This window comes from Vibrio gigantis, from assembly GCF_024347515.1.
GTDB lineage: Bacteria > Pseudomonadota > Gammaproteobacteria > Enterobacterales > Vibrionaceae > Vibrio > Vibrio gigantis.
Genome location: NZ_AP025492.1, coordinates 402,506 through 422,628 on the forward strand (window position 1 = coordinate 402,506; position 20,123 = coordinate 422,628).

Annotated in this window: 16 protein-coding genes; 5 read left to right on the forward strand and 11 right to left on the reverse strand. The window is 44.2% G+C overall.

Going from position 1 to position 20,123, the window contains the following annotated elements; all coding sequences use genetic code 11:
• Nucleotides 1-14: 14 nt before the first annotated feature.
• The 6 genes from apaH to lptD form a co-directional block, all read right to left on the reverse strand.
• A complete protein-coding gene (gene apaH, locus OCV56_RS01870) occupies nucleotides 15-818 on the reverse strand; it encodes a bis(5'-nucleosyl)-tetraphosphatase (symmetrical) ApaH (protein WP_086713454.1) in 804 nt (267 codons plus the stop codon).
• A 29-nt stretch (nucleotides 819-847) separates the two neighbouring features.
• Entirely contained in the window at nucleotides 848-1,228 is a 381-nt protein-coding gene (gene apaG / locus OCV56_RS01875; protein ID WP_004735899.1) for a Co2+/Mg2+ efflux protein ApaG, read from the reverse strand.
• 87 nt (nucleotides 1,229-1,315) lie between these two features.
• Complete coding sequence (gene rsmA / locus OCV56_RS01880) at nucleotides 1,316-2,131, reverse strand: 16S rRNA (adenine(1518)-N(6)/adenine(1519)-N(6))-dimethyltransferase RsmA (RefSeq protein ID WP_017062942.1); 816 nt, start codon at nucleotides 2,129-2,131, stop codon at nucleotides 1,316-1,318.
• On the reverse strand, nucleotides 2,128-3,117 hold the full coding sequence (gene pdxA / locus OCV56_RS01885; protein WP_086713453.1) for a 4-hydroxythreonine-4-phosphate dehydrogenase PdxA: 990 nt from the start codon (nucleotides 3,115-3,117) through the stop codon (nucleotides 2,128-2,130). Before pdxA ends, rsmA begins: the two co-directional genes overlap by 4 nt.
• Nucleotides 3,107-4,402, reverse strand: coding sequence for a peptidylprolyl isomerase SurA (gene surA, locus OCV56_RS01890; protein WP_086713452.1), 1,296 nt, complete (start codon nucleotides 4,400-4,402; stop codon nucleotides 3,107-3,109). The genes pdxA and surA overlap by 11 nt, the downstream gene beginning before the upstream one ends.
• A 43-nt stretch (nucleotides 4,403-4,445) precedes the next feature.
• Nucleotides 4,446-6,812 (reverse strand): LPS assembly protein LptD, encoded by a 2,367-nt coding sequence (gene lptD / locus OCV56_RS01895; protein WP_086713451.1) that lies wholly within the window; start codon nucleotides 6,810-6,812, stop codon nucleotides 4,446-4,448.
• A gap of 149 nt (nucleotides 6,813-6,961) precedes the next feature.
• On the opposite strand from lptD, the gene djlA reads away from it, so the two are divergent.
• On the forward strand, nucleotides 6,962-7,816 hold the full coding sequence (gene djlA, locus OCV56_RS01900; RefSeq protein ID WP_076657024.1) for a co-chaperone DjlA: 855 nt from the start codon (nucleotides 6,962-6,964) through the stop codon (nucleotides 7,814-7,816).
• A gap of 59 nt (nucleotides 7,817-7,875) precedes the next feature.
• Nucleotides 7,876-8,421, forward strand: a complete 546-nt coding sequence (locus OCV56_RS01905) for a DUF924 family protein (protein WP_150330784.1) — start codon at nucleotides 7,876-7,878, stop codon at nucleotides 8,419-8,421.
• Nucleotides 8,422-8,519: 98 nt separating this feature from the next.
• On the opposite strand, the gene OCV56_RS01910 is transcribed toward OCV56_RS01905, so the two are convergent.
• The 5 genes from OCV56_RS01910 to leuA form a co-directional block, all read right to left on the reverse strand.
• Nucleotides 8,520-9,302: a DUF547 domain-containing protein gene (locus OCV56_RS01910; protein ID WP_086713449.1), complete on the reverse strand. Its 783-nt coding sequence runs from the start codon at nucleotides 9,300-9,302 to the stop codon at nucleotides 8,520-8,522.
• A gap of 183 nt (nucleotides 9,303-9,485) precedes the next feature.
• The gene (gene leuD / locus OCV56_RS01915) at nucleotides 9,486-10,088 is read right to left on the reverse strand and encodes a 3-isopropylmalate dehydratase small subunit (RefSeq protein WP_086713448.1); all 603 of its coding nucleotides are present in this window, start codon (nucleotides 10,086-10,088) and stop codon (nucleotides 9,486-9,488) included.
• A gap of 14 nt (nucleotides 10,089-10,102) precedes the next feature.
• Nucleotides 10,103-11,515: a 3-isopropylmalate dehydratase large subunit gene (gene leuC, locus OCV56_RS01920; protein WP_086713447.1), complete on the reverse strand. Its 1,413-nt coding sequence runs from the start codon at nucleotides 11,513-11,515 to the stop codon at nucleotides 10,103-10,105.
• Nucleotides 11,516-11,632: 117 nt separating this feature from the next.
• Complete coding sequence (gene leuB, locus OCV56_RS01925; protein ID WP_086713446.1) at nucleotides 11,633-12,724, reverse strand: 3-isopropylmalate dehydrogenase; 1,092 nt, start codon at nucleotides 12,722-12,724, stop codon at nucleotides 11,633-11,635.
• A gap of 96 nt (nucleotides 12,725-12,820) precedes the next feature.
• Complete coding sequence (leuA, locus tag OCV56_RS01930; RefSeq protein ID WP_048657988.1) at nucleotides 12,821-14,368, reverse strand: 2-isopropylmalate synthase; 1,548 nt, start codon at nucleotides 14,366-14,368, stop codon at nucleotides 12,821-12,823.
• 568 nt (nucleotides 14,369-14,936) lie between these two features.
• Here leuA and OCV56_RS01935 point away from each other — a divergent pair.
• From OCV56_RS01935 to OCV56_RS01945, 3 genes are read left to right on the forward strand one after another with little or no spacing between them, the layout of a single operon-like run.
• Nucleotides 14,937-15,596, forward strand: a complete 660-nt coding sequence (locus tag OCV56_RS01935) for a TetR/AcrR family transcriptional regulator (protein WP_086713445.1) — start codon at nucleotides 14,937-14,939, stop codon at nucleotides 15,594-15,596.
• Nucleotides 15,596-16,933 carry an efflux RND transporter periplasmic adaptor subunit gene (locus tag OCV56_RS01940; protein ID WP_086713444.1) on the forward strand — a complete coding sequence of 446 codons (1,338 nt, stop codon included), beginning with the start codon at nucleotides 15,596-15,598 and terminating at the stop codon, nucleotides 16,931-16,933. Before OCV56_RS01935 ends, OCV56_RS01940 begins: the two co-directional genes overlap by 1 nt.
• A complete protein-coding gene (locus OCV56_RS01945; protein ID WP_086713443.1) occupies nucleotides 16,930-20,037 on the forward strand; it encodes an efflux RND transporter permease subunit in 3,108 nt (1,035 codons plus the stop codon). The genes OCV56_RS01940 and OCV56_RS01945 overlap by 4 nt, the downstream gene beginning before the upstream one ends.
• Nucleotides 20,038-20,123: the final 86 nt, after the last annotated feature.

Consider the following 20,123-nt stretch of genomic DNA (forward strand, 5'->3'; position numbering starts at 1 on the left):
CTCGTATCTCGTTCTTATAGTGCTTTTTGAGTAAAAAACTGTTTGTCTTCCCAGCGAAGTATCGTCAATTCTCCTCCCCAGACGCACCCGGTATCAAGTCCAATCACGTCTTTTCCGTTATAGCCTTCAAGTGCCGCCCAGTGCCCAAAAACAACGGTTTTATCTAGCTTTATGCGTTGCGGAAGGTCAAACCATGGTACCAATGGTTCATCGGTAATTTCATTAGGTGGTAGTTTACATGCCATGTCGAGTCGACCATCTTCAAAGCAGAAGCGCATTCTCGTGAGACTATTGATCGCATAGCGATAGCGCTCAATATCATGTAAATCTTGATGCCATAAATCCGGTAAATTACTGTACATGCTCTCGACGAGCCACTGCCATTTATCCGACTTCAGCAAGGATACGATCTCTCGATTTTCAATACGTGCTCTGTCTAGGTCCCACTGGGGCGATATACCTGCGTGACACATTACGAATTCTGGGTGTTCTTGAAGCAAAGGTTGTTGCCTTAACCATTCGAGTAGCGGCTCACGATCTTCAGCATCAAGGATAGCTTTAGTTTTATCTTTTGGTTTCGCCGGAAATAATCCTAAGGAAACCGCAAGAAGATGTAAGTCATGGTTACCTAATACAACCTTAGCTGCATCACCAAGGCTACGAATAAAGCGTAGAGTCTCTAATGATTTTGGGCCTCGGGCCACTAGGTCTCCAGCGACCCATAAAGTATCTTGGTGTTTATCAAAGTTAATAGTTTCAAGCAGTAATTGAAGTTCGTCGAAGCACCCTTGGATATCTCCGACAATATAATTCGACACAATAATTTCCTGTAGATACCGATGTATGACTAATTAAGAATGTTAGGGATTGCGAGTCTAAAGGGGTCAACTTCGGTAATAAAATCAATGCCCTTGTTATCGGTCATCACATAGTGACCTTGCATAACGCCAACAGGCGTTTCTATGACAGTGCCACTCGTATAAGTGTATTCGTCGTTGGCTTCAATCACGGGCTGTTGTCCAACCACACCGTCACCCTCAATGGTGAGTTGCTTACCGTTAGAGTCGGTAATTAACCAGCGGCGAGACATAAGCTGAACTGTTGTTTTACTTAGGTTTTTGATGGTAATAATGTAGGCGAAGACATAACGATTTTTCGTTGGCTCAGATTGTTCTTCTATGTACTTAGAGTGAACCTGGCATTTGATACAAGGCGTAGATATATCCATATTCGCACCTTTTGTTGTTGATATACTTAATGTAATTAAAGTATTACATAAAAAAGGCTCCTAACCGAAGTGTAGGAGCCTTTTTATTTATTTGTCAGCGTTGTGACTGTCGTACAACCAGTTTGCCATGTCGACAAACTGTTCGAGCGTTAAGTTCTCTGGGCGCATGCTTGGGTTGATGCCTAGCTCTTCAAGCACTTCCTTATCGATTAAGCTCTTGTAGCAGTTACGAACTGTTTTACGACGCTGGTTAAAGCCTTCGCGACATACGCGATCAAGCCATTTTAGATCTTTTGCCGGGTAAGGTAGCACTTCGTATGGCTGTAGGCGTACAACTGCAGAGTCTACTTTCGGTGGCGGAACGAAGGCTGTCGGTGGCACTTCTAGTACAGGTGTTACTTTACAGTAGTACTGAGCCATCACCGTCAAACGACCATATGCTTTGCTACCAGGTCCCGCAGCTAGGCGGTTCACCACTTCTTTTTGAAGCATAAAGTGCATGTCTTGTACGTCTTTATGGAATTCAAAAAGGTGGAACATCAATGGTGTCGAGATGTTGTATGGCAAGTTACCAAAGATACGCAGCTTATTATTTGGCTTAACCAGTTCTTGGAAATCGAACTTCATCGCATCGCCTTCACGGATCGTTAGCTTATCAGCCAGATCTGGATGGTTACGAAGACGCTCTGCAAGATCTCTATCCAATTCGATAACGGTAAATTTATCGACAAGCTTACCCACAGGCTCAGTAATTGCGCCTAGACCTGGACCGATTTCTACTAGGTTTTGACCCGGTAGTGGGTTAATGCTCGATACGATGCCATCAATAATGTATGGATCGTTAAGGAAGTTTTGACCAAAACGTTTACGCGCTTTGTGCCCTAAGTGGACATCATTTCTCATTGCTTTTTCTCTACTAATTCAATGGCGTGCGTGAGCGCTGTTCTAAAGCTCCCTGTATCGGCTTGGCCTTTCCCTGCCAAGTCTAAGGCGGTACCGTGGTCGACAGATGTACGAATAAACGGTAAGCCAAGCGTGATGTTCACTGAGCGACCAAACCCTTTGTATTTCAATACCGGGAGTACTTGGTCGTGATACATACCTAAAACAGCATCTGCATCTTGCAAATATTTTTCATTAAAGATGGTATCTGCTGGCAATGGGCCAACTAAGTTGATGCCATCTTTTTGGCGAATTTTTTCTAGCGTTGGAGTGATAGTTTCTATCTCTTCACGTCCTAAACAACCATCTTCACCCGCATGTGGATTCAAGCCACATACGTAGATAGTCGGTTTCTCAATTGCAAATTTTTCAACCAAGTCTTGATTCAGAATAGCAATGATTTGCTCTAATCTGTCTTCGGTCACTGCTTGAGATACATAAGCTAGTGGGATGTGCGTTGTTACTAGCGCAACACGCAGCCCTTCTGTTGCCAACATCATCACCACGAGTGGTGTATTGGACTTTTCTGCAAAGAACTCGGTATGGCCACTAAAAGCAACGCCAGCTCGGTTAATTACACCCTTGTGAACAGGGCCGGTGACAATAGCATCAAATTCATCATTCATACAGCCAATTGCTGCGGTTTCTAAAGTATTTAATACGTAATGGCCGTTAGCTTCGTTGAGTTGACCTGCTATTGCCGTTTCAGCTAGTGGCACGTGCTTTACTACTAGTGTGCCTGCGCGTTGAGGTTGCTTAGCCGCGTTTGCGTCGTAATCCAACAGTTCCACTTCGATACCAAGGATTTTAGCTCGCTCGGCTAGCAGTGTTTTATCGGCACAGACCACGAGTTGATGAGGCCAGCTTTCTTGAGATAGAGCCAGAGTCAAATCTGGACCTATCCCCGCGGGTTCACCTGCGGTTATGACAATACGTTTAGTTGTCATCTTGGTCGTCCTCAACCATTTCAACAAAGGCACTTGCTCTTATTTCTTGCAGCCAAGCACCTGCTTCTTCGTTGAACTTACGGTTAAATAGAATTTGGTAAGCTTTGTTCTTTAATGCTGAATCCGTGCGGTCAACCTCACGGCGGTCCAGTACTTCAACAATGTGCCAACCGTGCACAGTTTTGAATGGTGCGCTGATCTTGCCTTCCGGTAGTGTTTCTACTTGGTGTTTGAACTCGGGAACGTATAGATCTGGAGTTTGGTAGCCAAGTTCACCGTCTTGTACTGCAGACCCTGGGTCTTGACTGTATTGTTGTGCAAGGTCACCAAAGCTCGCTTCACCTGCGTTTACGCGGCGTGTTATTTCTTCAAGTTGTTCTTTTGCACCATCGTCACTTAAGATTACGGTTGGTTTAATCAGAATATGACGAGCATTCACTTCCGTTACCGCAACAGTTTCCAAACCTTTCACATCTTCAATTTTTAGAATATGGAAACCAACACCGCTTCGGAAAGGACCGATGATGCTGCCTTTGTTCTGCATTTTGATTTGGTCTGCAAAAATGGTTGGCATCTCTTCTTTACGCATCCAACCCCAATCACCACCTTGTAGTGCTTTAGGGCCTTTTGAGTAAGTATATGCCATGGTGCTGAAATCTTTACCTGAGTTGAGCTCTTCAACTAGCTCTTTAGCTTGGGCTTCTAGTTCTTCTTTGGTTTGGTCATCGTTAAAGCGAAGTTGAATATGGCCAATTTTGTATTGAACTGTCGCGTTAGTCTCTTGAGCAAGAATATCCGCTAGGTTGTCTACTTCTGCAGGAAGGATATTGATACGACGGCGAACGAGAGCGTTACGAGCTTCACTTGCCGCGATCTCTTTTCTTACTTGCTCACGAAATGCGTTGTAGCTCAGGCCTTCTTCAGCAACCGATGCCGTTAATTGTTCTACCGTTTGGTTGTTGTCTTTCGCGATTCCTTCAATTGCTTGATCAAGTCGAGCATCATCAATACGAACGCCAATACGCTCCGCTTCTTGAGTTTGAATAGTATCGATGATCAGCTTCTCGAGCACTTGCTCATTGAGCACGTCTTGTGATGGCAGTGTTTGACCGCTTTTTTTAGCGTTTGCACGCAGCGTCTTCATCGAAGCATCGATGTCGCTTTGTAAGATAACGCCTTCGTTAACGATAACTTTTACGCTGTCTAGCTCGACCGGCGCAGCATAGCTTGTTGATAAAGTACAAGCTGCTGCAATGGCAATTAATGTGCGTTTCCACAATGTCATGTGTAATCCTTTAAATTCACTGATGCTCTATCAGTAAAGAAAATTAGTTGTTTAAGAAGAATGGGCGACCGTATTCTAAAGAGTTTCCAGAGCTATCGAAGCCCGAAACATTTGATCCAGATCCAGCAGATGTACCGAAGCCTACAATACCAAAATTAACACTAAAGTTGTTTTCGTAAACAGGATCAGCGTTGATATCTGAGTAGCCGCTACCAGTCCAGCTTCTGAGTTCGTTGCTATACGTAACCCCTACATACCAACAATCATCTTTATAGCGCAGGTTAGCTAACCACTCGATAGCGATGTTTTCATTCATATCATGATAGTACTGGGCGCTAGCATACCATTTTGGAGTGAACTGGTAGCCTGTAACTAAACCTGCTTGTGAGATACCTTCGCGTGTTATCTCGTCTATATTAGTAATGGTCTCACCGACATTGTCTTCAATGTACTCTTTGGTTACGTAGCGATAGTTTGCTTGAATAAAACCGTTAGCATCTATTTTATATTCAATCGTACTATTGGCTAATTGCATTTCTGCTGAGTCGATATCGTATTGGACGCCACCGTGATAAAACAGGTAATCATCGTAGTTAAAATCGACTTCAACTGCCCAAGACGAATAATTAGACTTTTCTGTTGAATCGATGCTGCTAGATGATTGTTTTGTTTCTTTGTCGATATAAAATATTTGGCCGAAAGAGATATTAAGACGCTCTTTGTATTCGTCATCAAAGAAACGAGAAGAGGCACCATAGCTTAGTTGATTTGCAGCTGCTATAAAATCAACGCCACTGTATTTACGGCTTCTAAACAACCCGTAATAATCAGTTTGTAGTAAAGTTGTATCATAACGACCAATGTTAGATTGATCTTTCTCCGGTACGTAAAGATATTGAACCTGTGGCTCAAGAGTCTGTGTGTAACCATTCATAAACGTAGTGTCGCGTTCAAGTACAATACCAGCATGACTTCTGAATTCTGGTATTACACGAGAAACACTATCTTCGAGCCCGTAATATGGGTTAGTTTCAGGCCCAGTTGTCGTATCGACACCAGATAAATCTTGGTTATAGTATGTTCCAAGCAGGCGAGCCTCGGTTGTCCATGTTCCCCAAGTTGTACTTAATGGTACTTTTAATCCTGGTTCTATGTGTAATCGTGTTGCTGTCGGTTTTCCTTCTGCATCTGTTTCAAATTGAGAGATATGACTAATCATATCAACCTCTACAGAATTCCAAATAATAGGGGCGTAATAGTTAAATGTTAGCTGTGGCATTAAGCGATAAGCTTGGGTATTTCCATCAGTCAGCACTTGGAAGTCACGAACTGCGAGAGAAGCATCCCAATTTAATGCACGATAACTTATTTGGCCAGATTGCATGAGTTGACCATCTTCACGGTTACCTATGTTCGAATCCACGTCTGAAAAATAGTTAACATCGCTTACTTTTGAGTAATCGATATCAAATTTCCATGCTTCTTTATAGATACCTTCAAAGTTGAACTGTCCCCCCCAACGACTGCCTTGTTCTGGATATTTATCATCACTTTCTAGGAACTCGAATTTTAAATTGCTTTCACCAAAATCACTTAAATGACGGAATTCATTGTTTAGTTGTGTTCCACGCTCTGCCATATACTTAGTTGTGATAAGTAGATCGTAGTTTGGTGCTATATTCCAATAGAAAGGAACTTCGGTTTCGAAACCGTCACTTGAACCGTACGAAATCGTTGGGTACAAAAAACCAGTTTTACGTTTATCTCCTACTGGAACGGTGAGATATGGCATGTAGAAAACAGGAACATCTAGAATCTCAAAACGTGGATTGTAGAATGTGGCTTGCTCTTCATCTTGGTCTAGCTCGATACTAGAAGCTTTTAGCCTCCATGACTTATCACCCAGTGGGCAAGAAGTGATAGATCCATCTTCCATGGTATAAACGGCTTTACCAGTACGAGATATATATTGAGCATCCCCTCGGCCAGGTTCGCAAAGGAACTGGTATTGGGTATTCTCTAATTCGATTTGATCTGTATTTAGATTATTGGTCGCTTTGTCAGAGATAGATTTGATTTGACCATCACTAAAGTTTACGTTGCCTTCAGCTACAACGATATTTTCTTGTTGGTGTAGGGTTACATTGTCTGCAAGGATGGTCTTGTTCCCTTGCGTAACTCTTACGTCACCTGAATATATTGCCTTGTCGCCATTGATAGCTTCTAAGCGATCTGACTCAACATGAGCAGGTAGTTGTGTCTCGTTTTCTGCAGCGGGCTCGATCAAGCATTGATCTATAGAGGGCATTTCCTGCACACTACTATCGGTGATTGTTTCAGCTTGAGTTGTCGACACGTATAACGCCGTACTTATAGACGCGGCTAACAAGGTGCGGGAAAAAGATTGCATGAAGTTGAACTATCCTGTGTCACTAGATGGAGGGTTGATCTAGTATCAATCCAATTAATAAAGCATTTTCCTTATGATAAAGGAAATATTAGCATTCAGCATCATCAGACAGCATTACTCAGATAAAATTCATAGATAGAGAACACATAATGCAAATATTTGGCAAAATTTTGGGCGCGTTTTTTGGCTTTTTATTTGGAGGGCCGCTCGGTTTGGTTTTTGGCCTATTTTTAGGTCACCAGTTCGATAAAGCTCGCCGATTGAACCAATCAGGCTTCAATAGCTCTGGTTTTGGTCGAGGCCCAAGCCAAGCTGAAAGACAGAACGAGTTTTTTAAATCCGCTTTTGCGGTTATGGGACATGTTGCTAAAGCCAAGGGGCAAGTAACACCTGAAGAGATTCAGCTTGCTTCTACCATGATGGAGCGCATGAACCTACATGGAGAGCAACGTAAAGCGGCACAAGATGCATTCCGTGACGGCAAAGAGAGTGATTTTCCATTAAGTGATGTACTTGAGCGTGTGAAAATCTCATCGGGTGGCCGTTTTGATTTGCTGCAGTTCTTTTTAGAGCTACAAGTCTCTGCTGCATTTGCTGATGGAAGTTTGCACCCGAGTGAGCGCCAAGTTCTGCATAAAATAGCGCAAGGCCTTGGGTTTTCTGCAGAGCAACTTGAACGCCGCTTACAGATGCAAGAGGCGGCATTCCGTTTCCAGCAACAGGGTGGAAGCTTTGGTGGTGGTCATCATCAAGGGCAATCGTCAGGTTGGCAACAAGCATCACAACAAAACCAACTGGGCGATGCATTTAAGGTTCTAGGTGTAAGTGAAAGTGCGGATGGTAAGGAAGTTAAAAAGGCCTACCGTAAGCTGATGAATGAACATCACCCTGATAAATTGATGGCGAAAGGTTTACCGCCAGAGATGATGAATGTTGCGAAAGAGAAATCACAAGAAATTCAAAATGCTTATGACCTGATAAAGAAGGTCAAAGGTTTTAAGTAATCGAACACTAAGCCGAGCCATGACATTAAATGACTCGGTTTTTTATTAAAGGGAATTATATGACGGTAACGTATCAGGATGTTCTAGAGTTTTGGTTCGATGAATTGACGCCAAAAGACTGGTTTACTGGCGGCGAAGAAATTGATGCTTTGATTGAGGCTCGCTTTTCTAACTTACACCAATCAGCAGCTCAAGGTGAGCTATTTGAATGGCGACAAAACGCACAAGGACGATTGGCAGAGATTATCGTGCTTGATCAGTTTTCTCGCAATATTGGTAGAAACAGTCCGGCAGCTTTTTTGGCTGATCCGATGGCGTTGGCTCTAGCGCAAGAGGCGGTAGCGGGTGGTTTTGATCACCAACTTAACGAGCAACAAAAAAGCTTCCTGTATATGCCTTATATGCATAGTGAGTCTTTGTTAGTCCATAAACAAGCCGTGGAGCTCTTTTCTCAAACGGGACTGGAACATAATTTGGATTTTGAGTTTAAGCACAAGGTTATCATTGAGCGTTTTGGTCGTTACCCTCATCGTAATGAAGTGCTAGGGCGAACCTCGACTCCTGAAGAAGTAGAGTTCTTGCAGCAACCGGGCTCAAGTTTTTAATTGTAGAGATACGGTCAATGAATTGAGAAGAGGCTAGTGGTTGATAAAACCCTAGCCTCTTTTTTGTTTTGCTTTAGTGATGAAGTTTAGCGCTAGAGCTAGTTAGCTTGGTTGAGCGACCAGTCGTAGTCATAACTGATATTTTGAGTATTGGTGACTGCTTCTGTTCGATATTGGTCTAAGTGTTGAATGAGTTGTTTCTCTGTACCAAAATCCACAGCAAACCATTCATAAATCGATGATAGCTGGAGCTTATTGCCTTTAACCAACACACCTTTGTCACTGTTAACAAACTCAGAGGCTGCTTGTTCTAGTAGAGCCTCGGTGTTGTCAGCCGTAAAGGCTTGAAGTTGTAGGTTAGGGCACCCTAAACTCGCACAATTTACCGCGTAGTGTGTACGTGGATCTTGCCATATAGGCCTTAAGATGCGGTGCTCAATATCGTTGAGTGTCAGTGACTTACCATTTACTGATACGACATCGTCTCCCCATGGCCCAAAACTAAATAGGTCGCCGAGCTTGGTGATCGATTTAACTGGGTATGCATCGAGAATCAAATCAACAGTCACTGCATTGTATAGGTTGACCCAGTAAGCGTACTGCTCTGCTTTTGAGTATTCGAGTGGGTTTGCCTGCTCTAACTGCTTAATGTATTGCTTTAGCTTTGTTTTATCTGTGTCGGTCACTGCTTGATAACGAACTAGAGTATTTTGCCCCTGTTTAACCAAATAGCTATCGAGGAATTGCTGCCAGCTTTGATGAGAAACTTGTGCTGAGTTGGCCTCATTACTTTGATTCCAGTACGGCCACAGTTCAGATTTCGGTGCTGACCAAGCTAAGGTTGAAAAAAGTAGGCTGATAATAACGAGTAGTTGTTTCATGGCATTCTCCTGATAGCTGACTACTAAGACCTTGTGCTTTACGGTTTTCTTTCATGGCTCTTAAGTTAAATAACAGATCAGAGTTTGGTAGACACTTTAAGCTAAGGCTGAACCAAATAAAAAAGGTTGGCACTAAGCCAACCTTTTCGAACTTTGATACTGCTTTTCTATTGCAAGGCTTCTTTATTTTAGGAAGCTTGGAATCTTCTCTTCATACGCAGAAATCTTATCAGCATGCTGCAGCGTTAGGCCGATGTTGTCTAAGCCATTCAGTAGGCAGTGACGACGGAATTCATCAATTTCAAACGAGTACTCTTTACCATTTGCGCTCACTTTCATTGCTTCTAGATCAACGGTAACTTCTGCGCCTTCATTCGCTTCTACGAATTGGAAGATCTCATCCACTTCTTGCTCAGTCAATCGAACTGGAACCATTTGGTTGTTGATCGAGTTACCGTAGAAAATGTCTGCAAAGCTTGGTGCAATCATCACTTGAATACCGTAATCGGCAAGAGCCCAAGGTGCGTGTTCACGAGATGAACCACAACCAAAGTTCTCACGAGCCAGTAGAATTGAAGCGCCTTTATAGCGTGGTGCGTTCATTACAAACTCAGGGTTCGGTTGTTGGCCTGCGTCATCTAAGAAGCGCCAATCGTGGAACAAGTGCTTACCAAAACCAATGCGGTTTACTTTCTGTAGGAACTGCTTTGGAATGATCGCATCAGTATCGATGTTGGCCGTATCTAGAGGAACGACTAATCCGGTGTGTTGTTGAAAACCTGACATGTTAAATCCTCTAATTAAAGTTCACGAATATCGACAAAGTGACCGGCGATCGCTGCTGCGGCAGCCATTGCAGGGCTAACTAGGTGCGTACGACCATCACGGCCTTGGCGACCTTCAAAGTTACGGTTTGATGTAGAAGCACAGCGCTCTTGTGGACCAAGACGGTCGTTGTTCATTGCAAGGCACATAGAACAGCCAGGTAAACGCCATTCGAAGCCTGCTTCTTTGAAGATAACATCTAAGCCTTCAGCTTCTGCTTGTGCTTTAACTTGCTCTGAACCCGGAACAATAAGCGCTTGCACATGTTTTGCAACTTGGCGACCTTTCGCTACCGCTGCTGCTGCACGCATGTCTTCGATACGCGAGTTAGTACAAGAGCCCACAAACACTTTATCGACGTTGTAATCAGATAGAGATTTACCTGCTTCAAGGCCCATGTAAGCTAGTGCTTTTTCAGCTGACGCTTTTTCAACAGGGTCAGCAAAGCTTTCTGGTGCAGGGATTGGCGTGTCTACCGAGATAACCTGACCTGGGTTAGTGCCCCAAGTAACTTGTGGTTTGATGTCTGCTGCTTCTAAAGTAACAACCGCATCGAATTCAGCATCAGCATCAGTTTTTAACGTATCCCAGTATTTGATTGCAGCGTCTAAGTCTTCGCCTTGTGGAGAGAACTTACGACCTTTGATGTATTCGTAGGTCGTTGTATCTGGTGCAATTAGGCCAGCTTTAGCGCCAAGCTCGATAGCCATGTTACATACCGTCATACGGCCTTCCATCGTAAGGTCAGTAATCGCCTCACCACAGAATTCAACTACGTAGCCAGTACCGCCTGCGGCTGTTGTTTTACCGATGATCGCTAGCACGACATCTTTGGCAGTGATACCTGGAGCAACCTTGCCTTTTACTTCAATCTTCATCGTTTTAGCGCGAGCTTGTTTCAGCGTTTGAGTTGCTAGAACGTGCTCAACTTCTGAAGTACCAATACCAAATGCTAAAGAACCAAATGCACCATGTGTTGCGGTGTGTGAGTCACCACATACGATAGTCATACCCGGTAGCGTAATACCTAGTTCAGGGCCCATTACGTGCACAATACCTTGGTATTTATGGTTTAGGTCGTAAAGCGTTACACCAAACTCTTCACAGTTCTTCGATAGCGTTTCCATTTGGATACGAGCCATCTCACCAGAAGCGTTGATGTCTTTGGTTTGGGTTGATACGTTGTGATCCATGGTCGCGAAAGTTTTGCCTACTTGGCGTACTTTACGGCCTTTTTCACGTAAGCCGTCAAACGCTTGAGGTGACGTTACTTCGTGAACTAGGTGGCGGTCGATATAAAGGATCGGGTTTTCGCCTTCCGCTGCTACTGCAACGTGCGCGTCGTAAACTTTTTCGTATAAGGTTTTGGCTTGCTGGTTTGTCGACATAGCTTTTCTTCCTTGGGAGCATCAGTCCCAGTGTTTGTTTCGAGCCAAGTCATGCAATTTTGCAGACTTGGCTTGATATTATTCTTATGTACTTGCTTCTATTTCCGAGCTATTAGCTTATGAAGCTAAGATGTACTCTGCGATCTTGTCACCCATTTCAGAAGTAGTAAGCGCTTGGTTGTCGCCCGCAAGGTCTGCTGTTAGCTCGCCTGCTGAAAGCGCTCTAGATACCGCTGTTTCAATGTCTTGTGCTGCCGCTTCTTCGCCTAGGCTGTAACGAAGCATTAGCGCTGCAGAAAGAATCTGTGCAACTGGGTTTGCGATGTTCTTGCCTGCGATATCTGGAGCACTGCCGCCCGCTGGTTCGTATAGGCCGAAGTTGCTTTCGTTTAAGCTTGCAGAAGGAAGCATACCCATAGAGCCAGTGATCATTGCACACTCATCAGAAATGATGTCGCCGAAGATGTTTGAACATAGCATCACGTCAAACTGAGATGGATCTTTGATTAGCTGCATGGTCGCGTTGTCGATGTACATGTGGTTTAGCGTTACATCTGGGTAATCTTTTGCAATCTCTTCAACTACTTCACGCCATAAGATAGAGCTCTGTAGAACGTTCGCTTTATCGATTGAGTAAACATTTTTGTTACGTAGGCGTGCAGATTCAAAAGCAATCTTTGCAATACGTTCGATTTCGTAGCGGTGGTAAACCTCAGTATCAAACGCTTTTTCAGTTGCGCCTTCGCCTTCACGACCTTTAGGTTGGCCGAAGTAGATGCCGCCTGTTAGTTCACGTACTACCACGATGTCGAAACCGTTACCTGAGATGTCAGCACGTAAAGGAGAGAAAGACTCCAGACCTTTATGGATTTGTGCTGGGCGTAGGTTACAGAACAGTTGGAAGTGTTTACGTAGAGGAAGTAGGGCACCACGCTCTGGTTGATCGTTTGGTGGAAGGTGTTCCCATTTAGGACCGCCGACAGAACCAAAAAGTACTGCGTCAGATTCTTCACAACCCATTACTGTCGCTTCTGGAAGTGGACAGCCATGGTTATCAATTGCGATACCACCAACATCATACTCTTCACGAGAAAAGCTAATCGCGTGCTTCTTTTCAATCGCGTCTAGCACTTTGTGTGCTTGCTGCATTACTTCTGGGCCAATGCCATCACCAGGTAGTACGGCAATTTTGTATGATTTATCAGTCATGTTAATCCTTTAATTCTTGTTACTGAGCTTTTCGCTCGTTTTAAATTTTGTCCCTAAAGCCAATAACATCGGCTCTAGGGCTCTGTTATTGGGTGCTTAAACTGTCGCGATTTTTTGCTGTTTCATTTCAGCAATGGTGTCTGCGCGTTGAATGCTATTGATAACGTGCAGTAGCGCTTGACCAGAAGCTTCAACGATATCCGTTGAAACGCCCGTACCGTGGTACTTACGGCCTTTATAGTTAGCAATAATATCAGCTTGGCCTAGGCCATCTTCGCCTTCACCTTTCGCGGTAAGGTCGAATTTATCCAATGCAATTTCGTAACCAGTTAAGCGGTAGATGCATTGGTATAAAGCATCAACAGGGCCGTTACCTACAGCCGCTTCGCATTTCTCTTCATCACCACATTGCAGCTTGATGCTGGTGGTAGACATAACACTACCAGATTGTACGCTTAGGTAGTTAAGTTTATAGAAGTCATCTTCGTCACGTAGATTTGCGAAGTGCATTAATGCTTCTAAGTCGTAATCGAACACTTGGCCTTTACGGTCAGCAAGCTTCAAGAAGTCTTCGTACAATGAATCTAGGTTGTACTCATTGTCTTTGTAGCCCATTGCGTCCATGTGGCTCTTAACTGCTGCACGACCACTGCGGCTTGTTAGGTTTAATGCTTTGTTTTTTAAGCCAATAGACTCAGGGGTCATGATCTCGTAAGTGTTTTTGTTCTTAAGCATGCCATCTTGGTGGATACCTGAAGAGTGGCTGAATGCGTTAGCACCAACGATTGCTTTGTTGTCTTGAATTGGCATGTGGCAAAGTTGGCTTACCAACTTACTGGTGCGGTGAATCTCTTTGTGGTCCAAACCAGTGTGAACACCCAAAAGCTCTTGACGAGTTTTGATGATCATTGCGATTTCTTCTAAAGAACAGTTACCTGCACGCTCACCAATACCATTGATTGTGCCTTCAATTTGTCGAGCCCCCGCTTGAACCGCAGCAATTGAGTTAGCAACCGACATACCTAAGTCATCGTGGCAGTGAACAGATATGATCGCTTGATCGATGTTTGGTACGCGATCAAATAGCGTTTGGATAATGCCACCGAATTCATTTGGTACTGTGTAGCCTACAGTATCTGGAATATTGATGGTTTTTGCGCCAGCGTTGATAGCAGCTTCAACCATACGACATAGGTTGTCGATAGGTGTACGACCTGCATCTTCACAAGAGAATTCAACATCATCTGTGTAGTTACGCGCATGTTTAACGGCTTTTACTGCCATCTCTACTACATCGTCGTAACTGCGGCGTAATTTGTCTTGTACGTGAACCGTCGATGTCGAAATGAAGGTATGAATACGGAACTGCTCAGCGACTTTTAACGCTTCTGCCGCTGCGTCGATGTCTTTTGCTACTGCGCGAGAAAGCGCACAGATGCGGCTATCTTTAATATTTTTTGCGATGGTTTGTACTGATTCGAAATCGCCTGGTGATGACACAGGGAAGCCTGCTTCAATAACATCTACACCCAGTCGTTCAAGTGCATAAGCGATCTGTAATTTCTCTTTTACCGTAAGACTTGCGGCCAACGCTTGCTCGCCATCACGTAAGGTCGTGTCAAAAATTATCACTTGATCGTTCATGGGTGCTTCCTTATATCGATAATGAATCGATTGCTATCCAAATTATTATTAAGAATGATGTTCTTTTAAAAGTGCCAGTTACAAAAAAACCCGCTCAGCGCGGGTTTTAATATTTGTGTAGTTCTTGACCCACAACTTACCCGCGCGATTGGTTCACGATAAGGAGAAGTTTCAGCAGTCGAGAAGAAGAAAAAATCATTACACAAATATCCGTAAATAAACTGTTAACACCATATTTACCGCAATTTATTCTGAGCGTCAAACAAGAAAATCCAATATCAGTATGCTTTGGCGGTGTTTTTGTTTGGTTTGTGCTGCTTTAGTGTTGTTTGTTGGTGTTATCGGCTGATTGAGTGTTTCGTACTGGGCGGTTAGTTTATCGTTTGGCTGATGTGTAGGTTAAAACTTTGTAGTAAATCTTTTTGATGGAACGATTCACCAATAAAATTTAAAGGGCAGATAAATTAATTAATCATTTGATTAAATAGTGAGTAATTAATCTTCTACTGTTCCGCCTGTTTATCTCTATAATTAATCAGATGATTAATTATAGAGATGGATTTTTGCCATGACGGCACGAAAAGCGGGGCGACCTCAAAAGAACTTAGATGTTCGACAGTTATTAATTGAGCATGCTCGTGATCTGTTTGTCGTGCAGCCATACGACAAGGTCTCGACACGCCTGATTGCAGATCGTGCGGGTGTGAACATAGCGATGATCCGTTATTACTTTGGCAGTAAGGCCGGGTTGTTTGAAGCTATGTTGCGTGAAACGTTACGACCTATGCAATTGCAGATGCAGAGATTGGTTGAAGAGAGTAGTCACGAGAACTTTCTTGATTTAATGCGGACTTACTACAAAGAGATGGTCAAGGTTCCTAAGTTTCCTCGCTTGATTGCCCAAGTGATGAATATGCCTCCCTCTGAAGTGCAAAGAGAGTTGCTCGAAAAGGTTTTCTTCGATGTGGCTAAGCCAGCCCAAGATGTCATTTTTGAAAAGTTGGTAGCACAAGGTGTCTTAAGAAAAGATATGGATCCCAAACTCTGTCGCGTGTCGTATATAAGCTTGATGGTGTTTCCTTTCATCGCTCCGCCGCCTTTATTGGCAATCCATGGTATTGAAATTAATGAAGAATTTCTTAATCGTTTAATCGAACACAACATTCAACTGATGACTGAAGGCTTTATCAACGCACCTAGCCCTTCTTCCGTTCAGGACCAAAGATAATGAAAATAAATAAAAAACTACTCTTCTTTCCAGCACTTGCGGTTGGGGTTATTGGCCTTGTCGCAGCGATTAACTTGAAGCCGGATCTTCCAACCAAACCTGCCGGTGATAGAGCTCGCTTAGTTGACACTGTGAGCCTAGAACAGCAGTTGATCGCACCGTTAGCGGTTGGCTTTGGCAAAGTAGTGCCAAAAGTCGAATGGAAAGCGATTGCCGAGGTAACAGGGCAAATCGTGTATCGACACCCGGATCTTGAGAAAGGGCAGGTGATCCCTGCGGGAACGGACGTACTCAAGGTTGATCCACTGGATTACGAATTGAAACTGATACAAGCAGAGGCGGATCTAAAATCAAGCCAAACCTCACTAGCTAAATTGAATCAAGAAGAAGATAACCTCAATCAGACTCTTAAGATCGAAAAGAATCGCTTAGTGATCAGCAACAAAGAGCTACAACGTAAACAAAATCTGCGTAAGAAAGGGCTGACTTCTCAATCGGATGTCGACCTACAACAACAAAGTGCATTGTCTCAGCAGAAATTGGTTTTGGATATCGCGAACCAAATCGCTTTAATGCCAGACGAAAAGCGTGTAGCGGAAGCAGTCATTAAGGTCAACGTATCTAAAGTGAAAGAGGCGCAACGCTCTCTTGATAAAACCACCATCACTTTGCCAAGGGCAATGCGAATTGCTCAGGTTGATATTGAACAAAATCAAGTGGTTAATCTTCAACAAGAGATGTTTATTGCTCACGGAATTAATGTCATGGAAGTGGAGGCGCAACTCTCTATTCACGATATGCAAACTTTAGCCTCCAGTTTTAACCAGTTCCCTCGCGATGCTGCAGGAATCCCTAATCCTCACGAAGCGCCAATCAAAGCAAGCATTCAACTTAACAGTGGCAACCTAAACCTTAGCTGGCCTGCGAAAGTGGCAAGAATCAGCGAAACGGTGGATGAAAACCAAGCGACGGCAGGGATTATTCTCGAGATCGCTCAAGACTACTCACAATTGCAACCAGATAGTGCGACACCTTTGGTTAACGGTATGTTTGTAAAAGCCGAGATTGAGGGGGGCGCCAATCTGAGTTGGGTGGTTCCAGAGCGAGCACTGCATGGTGATAAGGTTTACCTGATGGATGACAACCAGCGCTTGCAAGTGGTGAATGTTGAAGTGCTTTATCGCAGAGACAATCAAGTGGTAGTGAGTGGTGAGCTACAAACCGGAGACAAATTGGTTCTCAATGATGTCCTGCCAGCAATCGAAGGCATGTTATTAAAAGAGTCAAATCCTGAAAAGGTTGAGCTTGAATCTGATACTCAGGAGAGTGCGTCATGATCAAGTTCTTCTCTAGGCACCCAACAGCAGCCAACTTGTTGATGCTTGGTTTGTTGATCATGGGTATAAGTTCACTCTCAACCATCAAACGTGAAACCTTCCCCGCTTATGATCCACCTTACATTATGGCGGCCATCGTTTATCCCGGCGCTTCTCCACAAGAAGTAGAAGAGAGCTTATGTGTGCGAATGGAAGATGCAGTCGATGGCTTGGCCAACATTGAAGAGACTCAGTGTGAAGCGATCGAAGGCAGTGCTCGTCTTATTCTGAAACTTAATGAGAAAGCAGACATCGGTCGAATGCTGGTGGACGTGCAAACTCAGATCAACTCGATCAATGACTTCCCAACTGAGATTGAATCTCCTGTTGTTCAAGAGCTAGATTGGAATGAACCTGTTGTGGATATCGCAATTACAGCCGAAACCTCATGGCCAGAGCTTAAAGCCTACGCGGAAGATCTTAAGCGCACTATGAAGCTCGATTACGATGTCTCTTTGGTCGAAGTCAGCGGATTTTCAGATCATCAATACCGAGTAGAATTAGACACCCAAGCCATTCGCCAATTGGGTTTGAGCGTCGGTGATATTGCCGATCAGATAGGCCGTCAAAATGTAAAGCTTCCGAGTGGTAACGTTGAAACACCAGACAAGAACTTTTTGATTCGTTTTGACGAGAGGCGAATTACGCCTGTTGAACTGGAAAGTATCGTGGTTGGATCTGCGCCTAATGGTTCGGTGATTCGCTTAAGGGACATAGCCAAAATAACCGACCGCTTTGAGCTTGATGAACAGAAGGTACTGTTTGATGGTAAGCCTTCTGCGCTATTGAAGATCAGCAAAAACAAAGAAGATGATGCGCTACGAATCAAGGAGAACGTGACCCGATTCGTTGAAGATCAAAGCGCGATTGCCCCTGATGGTGTGACATTGCAAATGACCAATGATCTCTCGTCTGTGCTTTGGGATCGTTTAACCATGATGGTACGCAACGGGTGGCAAGGTATTGTGCTGGTGTTTGCCACCATGTGGTTGTTCTTCAGTTTGCGATATTCATTCTGGGTTGCGGCAGGTTTACCCGTAGCCTTCCTTGGTGGCTTGTTCTTAATGGCCAACCTTGGCCTGTCGATCAACATCATGTCATTGGTCGGCTTATTAATGGCGATCGGTATTATGATGGATGATGCCATCGTGATTGCCGAATCGATAGCCTCCCATTTAGATAGGGGGCAAAATGTTGATGATGCGGTGTACAACGGCGTTAAGAAAGTGCTCCCCGGGGTGTTATCTTCTTTCTTAACCACGGTGTGTATTTTCGGTAGCTTACTGTTCCTTGATGGGGAAATGGGTGCGGTGCTTAAAGCGGTGCCTCAGGTACTTATCTTGGTGTTGTCGCTGAGTCTAATCGAAGCGTTTCTTATTCTACCAAATCACTTATCTCATTCATTACATAAAGAAAAAAATGACAAGCCTGCACTGCGCTTCAAAGTCGTGTTGTTAGAGAAGTTTGAGAACTTCCGCAATACAACCTTGATGAACATGGTCGAGAAGGTCGTGACGTTCCGTTATGCCTTTATGGGCGGTGTGATAACTCTGCTGTTGTTATCCATCTCCTTGATCGCTGGTGGCGTTGTCAAATTCCAGCCCTTTCCTGAGTTGGATGGCGATATTGCCGAGGCGCGTATTATTCTTCCACCGGGCGCATCATTGTCTCAAACCGAAAAAGTCGTCGACAAAATTGTCGCGTCGGCTGAGCGTTTGAACAGGCAATGGAGCGAAGAGGTTGAGGAAGGCAATACACTGGTCGAGCACATCACCAGCCAATTCAATGCTAACGCCGATGCTAATGAATCTGGCCCACATTTAGCCACAGTTCGCTTAGACTTACGTGGAGCAGAGAGCCGTAATACGGTTATCGATGACTTCATTGATGCGTGGCGTGAAGATATTGGCGATTTAGCGGATCCTATTTCATTGGTGTTCAAGCAACCCACTATGGGCCCGGGCGGTCGTGCTATTGAGATTCGTGCTAAGCATGATGACCTGAGTGCATTGAAATCGGCCTCTTTGGATATTCAGGAATACCTCAATCAGTTTGATGGCGTACACGGTGTGCTTGATGACATGCGCATGGGTAAGGAAGAGATCTTAGTGAAGCTGCGCCCAGGAGCTGAAACCTACAATGTGAATGGGCAGATGATTGCATCTCAGTTACGAGCGGCTTTCTTTGGGCAAACGGCGGATGAGATTCAAATCGGTGTTGAGAATATCTCGATTGAGGTTCGTCTTGATAAAGATCAAGCGGGCGACATACAGCAGCTGGCTAACTTCCCAATCATTACCGCAGATGGCAGTCAGATCCCGCTAGCAACGTTGGCGACATTAGATTTCCAACGTAACTACGTGCGAATTCAGCGAATTGATGGGTTGAGAACCATCAGTATCTTTGGTGATATTGATAACAAGAAGGCGAGTTCATCCGCGATTTTGGCTCAGTTCCAAAAAGATGAAGCCGCCAAACTTATTCAGAAATATCCGGGTTTACGCTTTGATTTCGAAGGGGAAGCTAAAGATGCAGCTAAGACTGGCGCTTCGATGGGCAAAGGATTCTTGCTCGGCTTATTCGGCGTGTTTGCGATTCTTAGCTATCAGTTTAGAAGCTACTTAGAGCCTGTGGTCGTGATGCTAGCCATTCCACTTGCCTTTATTGGTGTTGTCGTTGGTCACTGGATACTTGGGCACTCTTTGAGTATGCCAAGCATGATGGGCTTTGTGTCGCTTGCTGGTATTGTGGTTAATGATTCGATCTTGCTAGTTCAGTACATTCGTCACCATGTCGATGAGGGAGATAGCGTGCATGACTCGGTGGTAAAAGCCAGTCGCGAGCGTTTCAGAGCGGTATTCTTGACCTCAATGACAACTGCGGCAGGTTTGCTACCGCTGTTGACGGAAACCAGCCTACAGGCTCAGGTTATCCAGCCATTGGTTATTTCAATCGTGTTCGGCATATTTGCATCGACCCTATTGGTGCTGTTTATGATCCCTGCTGCCTATGCGATCTTGGCTGACTTTGGTTTAGTGAAAAAGCACGAGCCTCTTTCGTTATAGAGTTTTGGAATTAGAAAATATGCAATTAACAATAAAGCGGCCTAGTGCCGCTTTATCTTTATAGGGTGTACCGTCCTAAATATGGT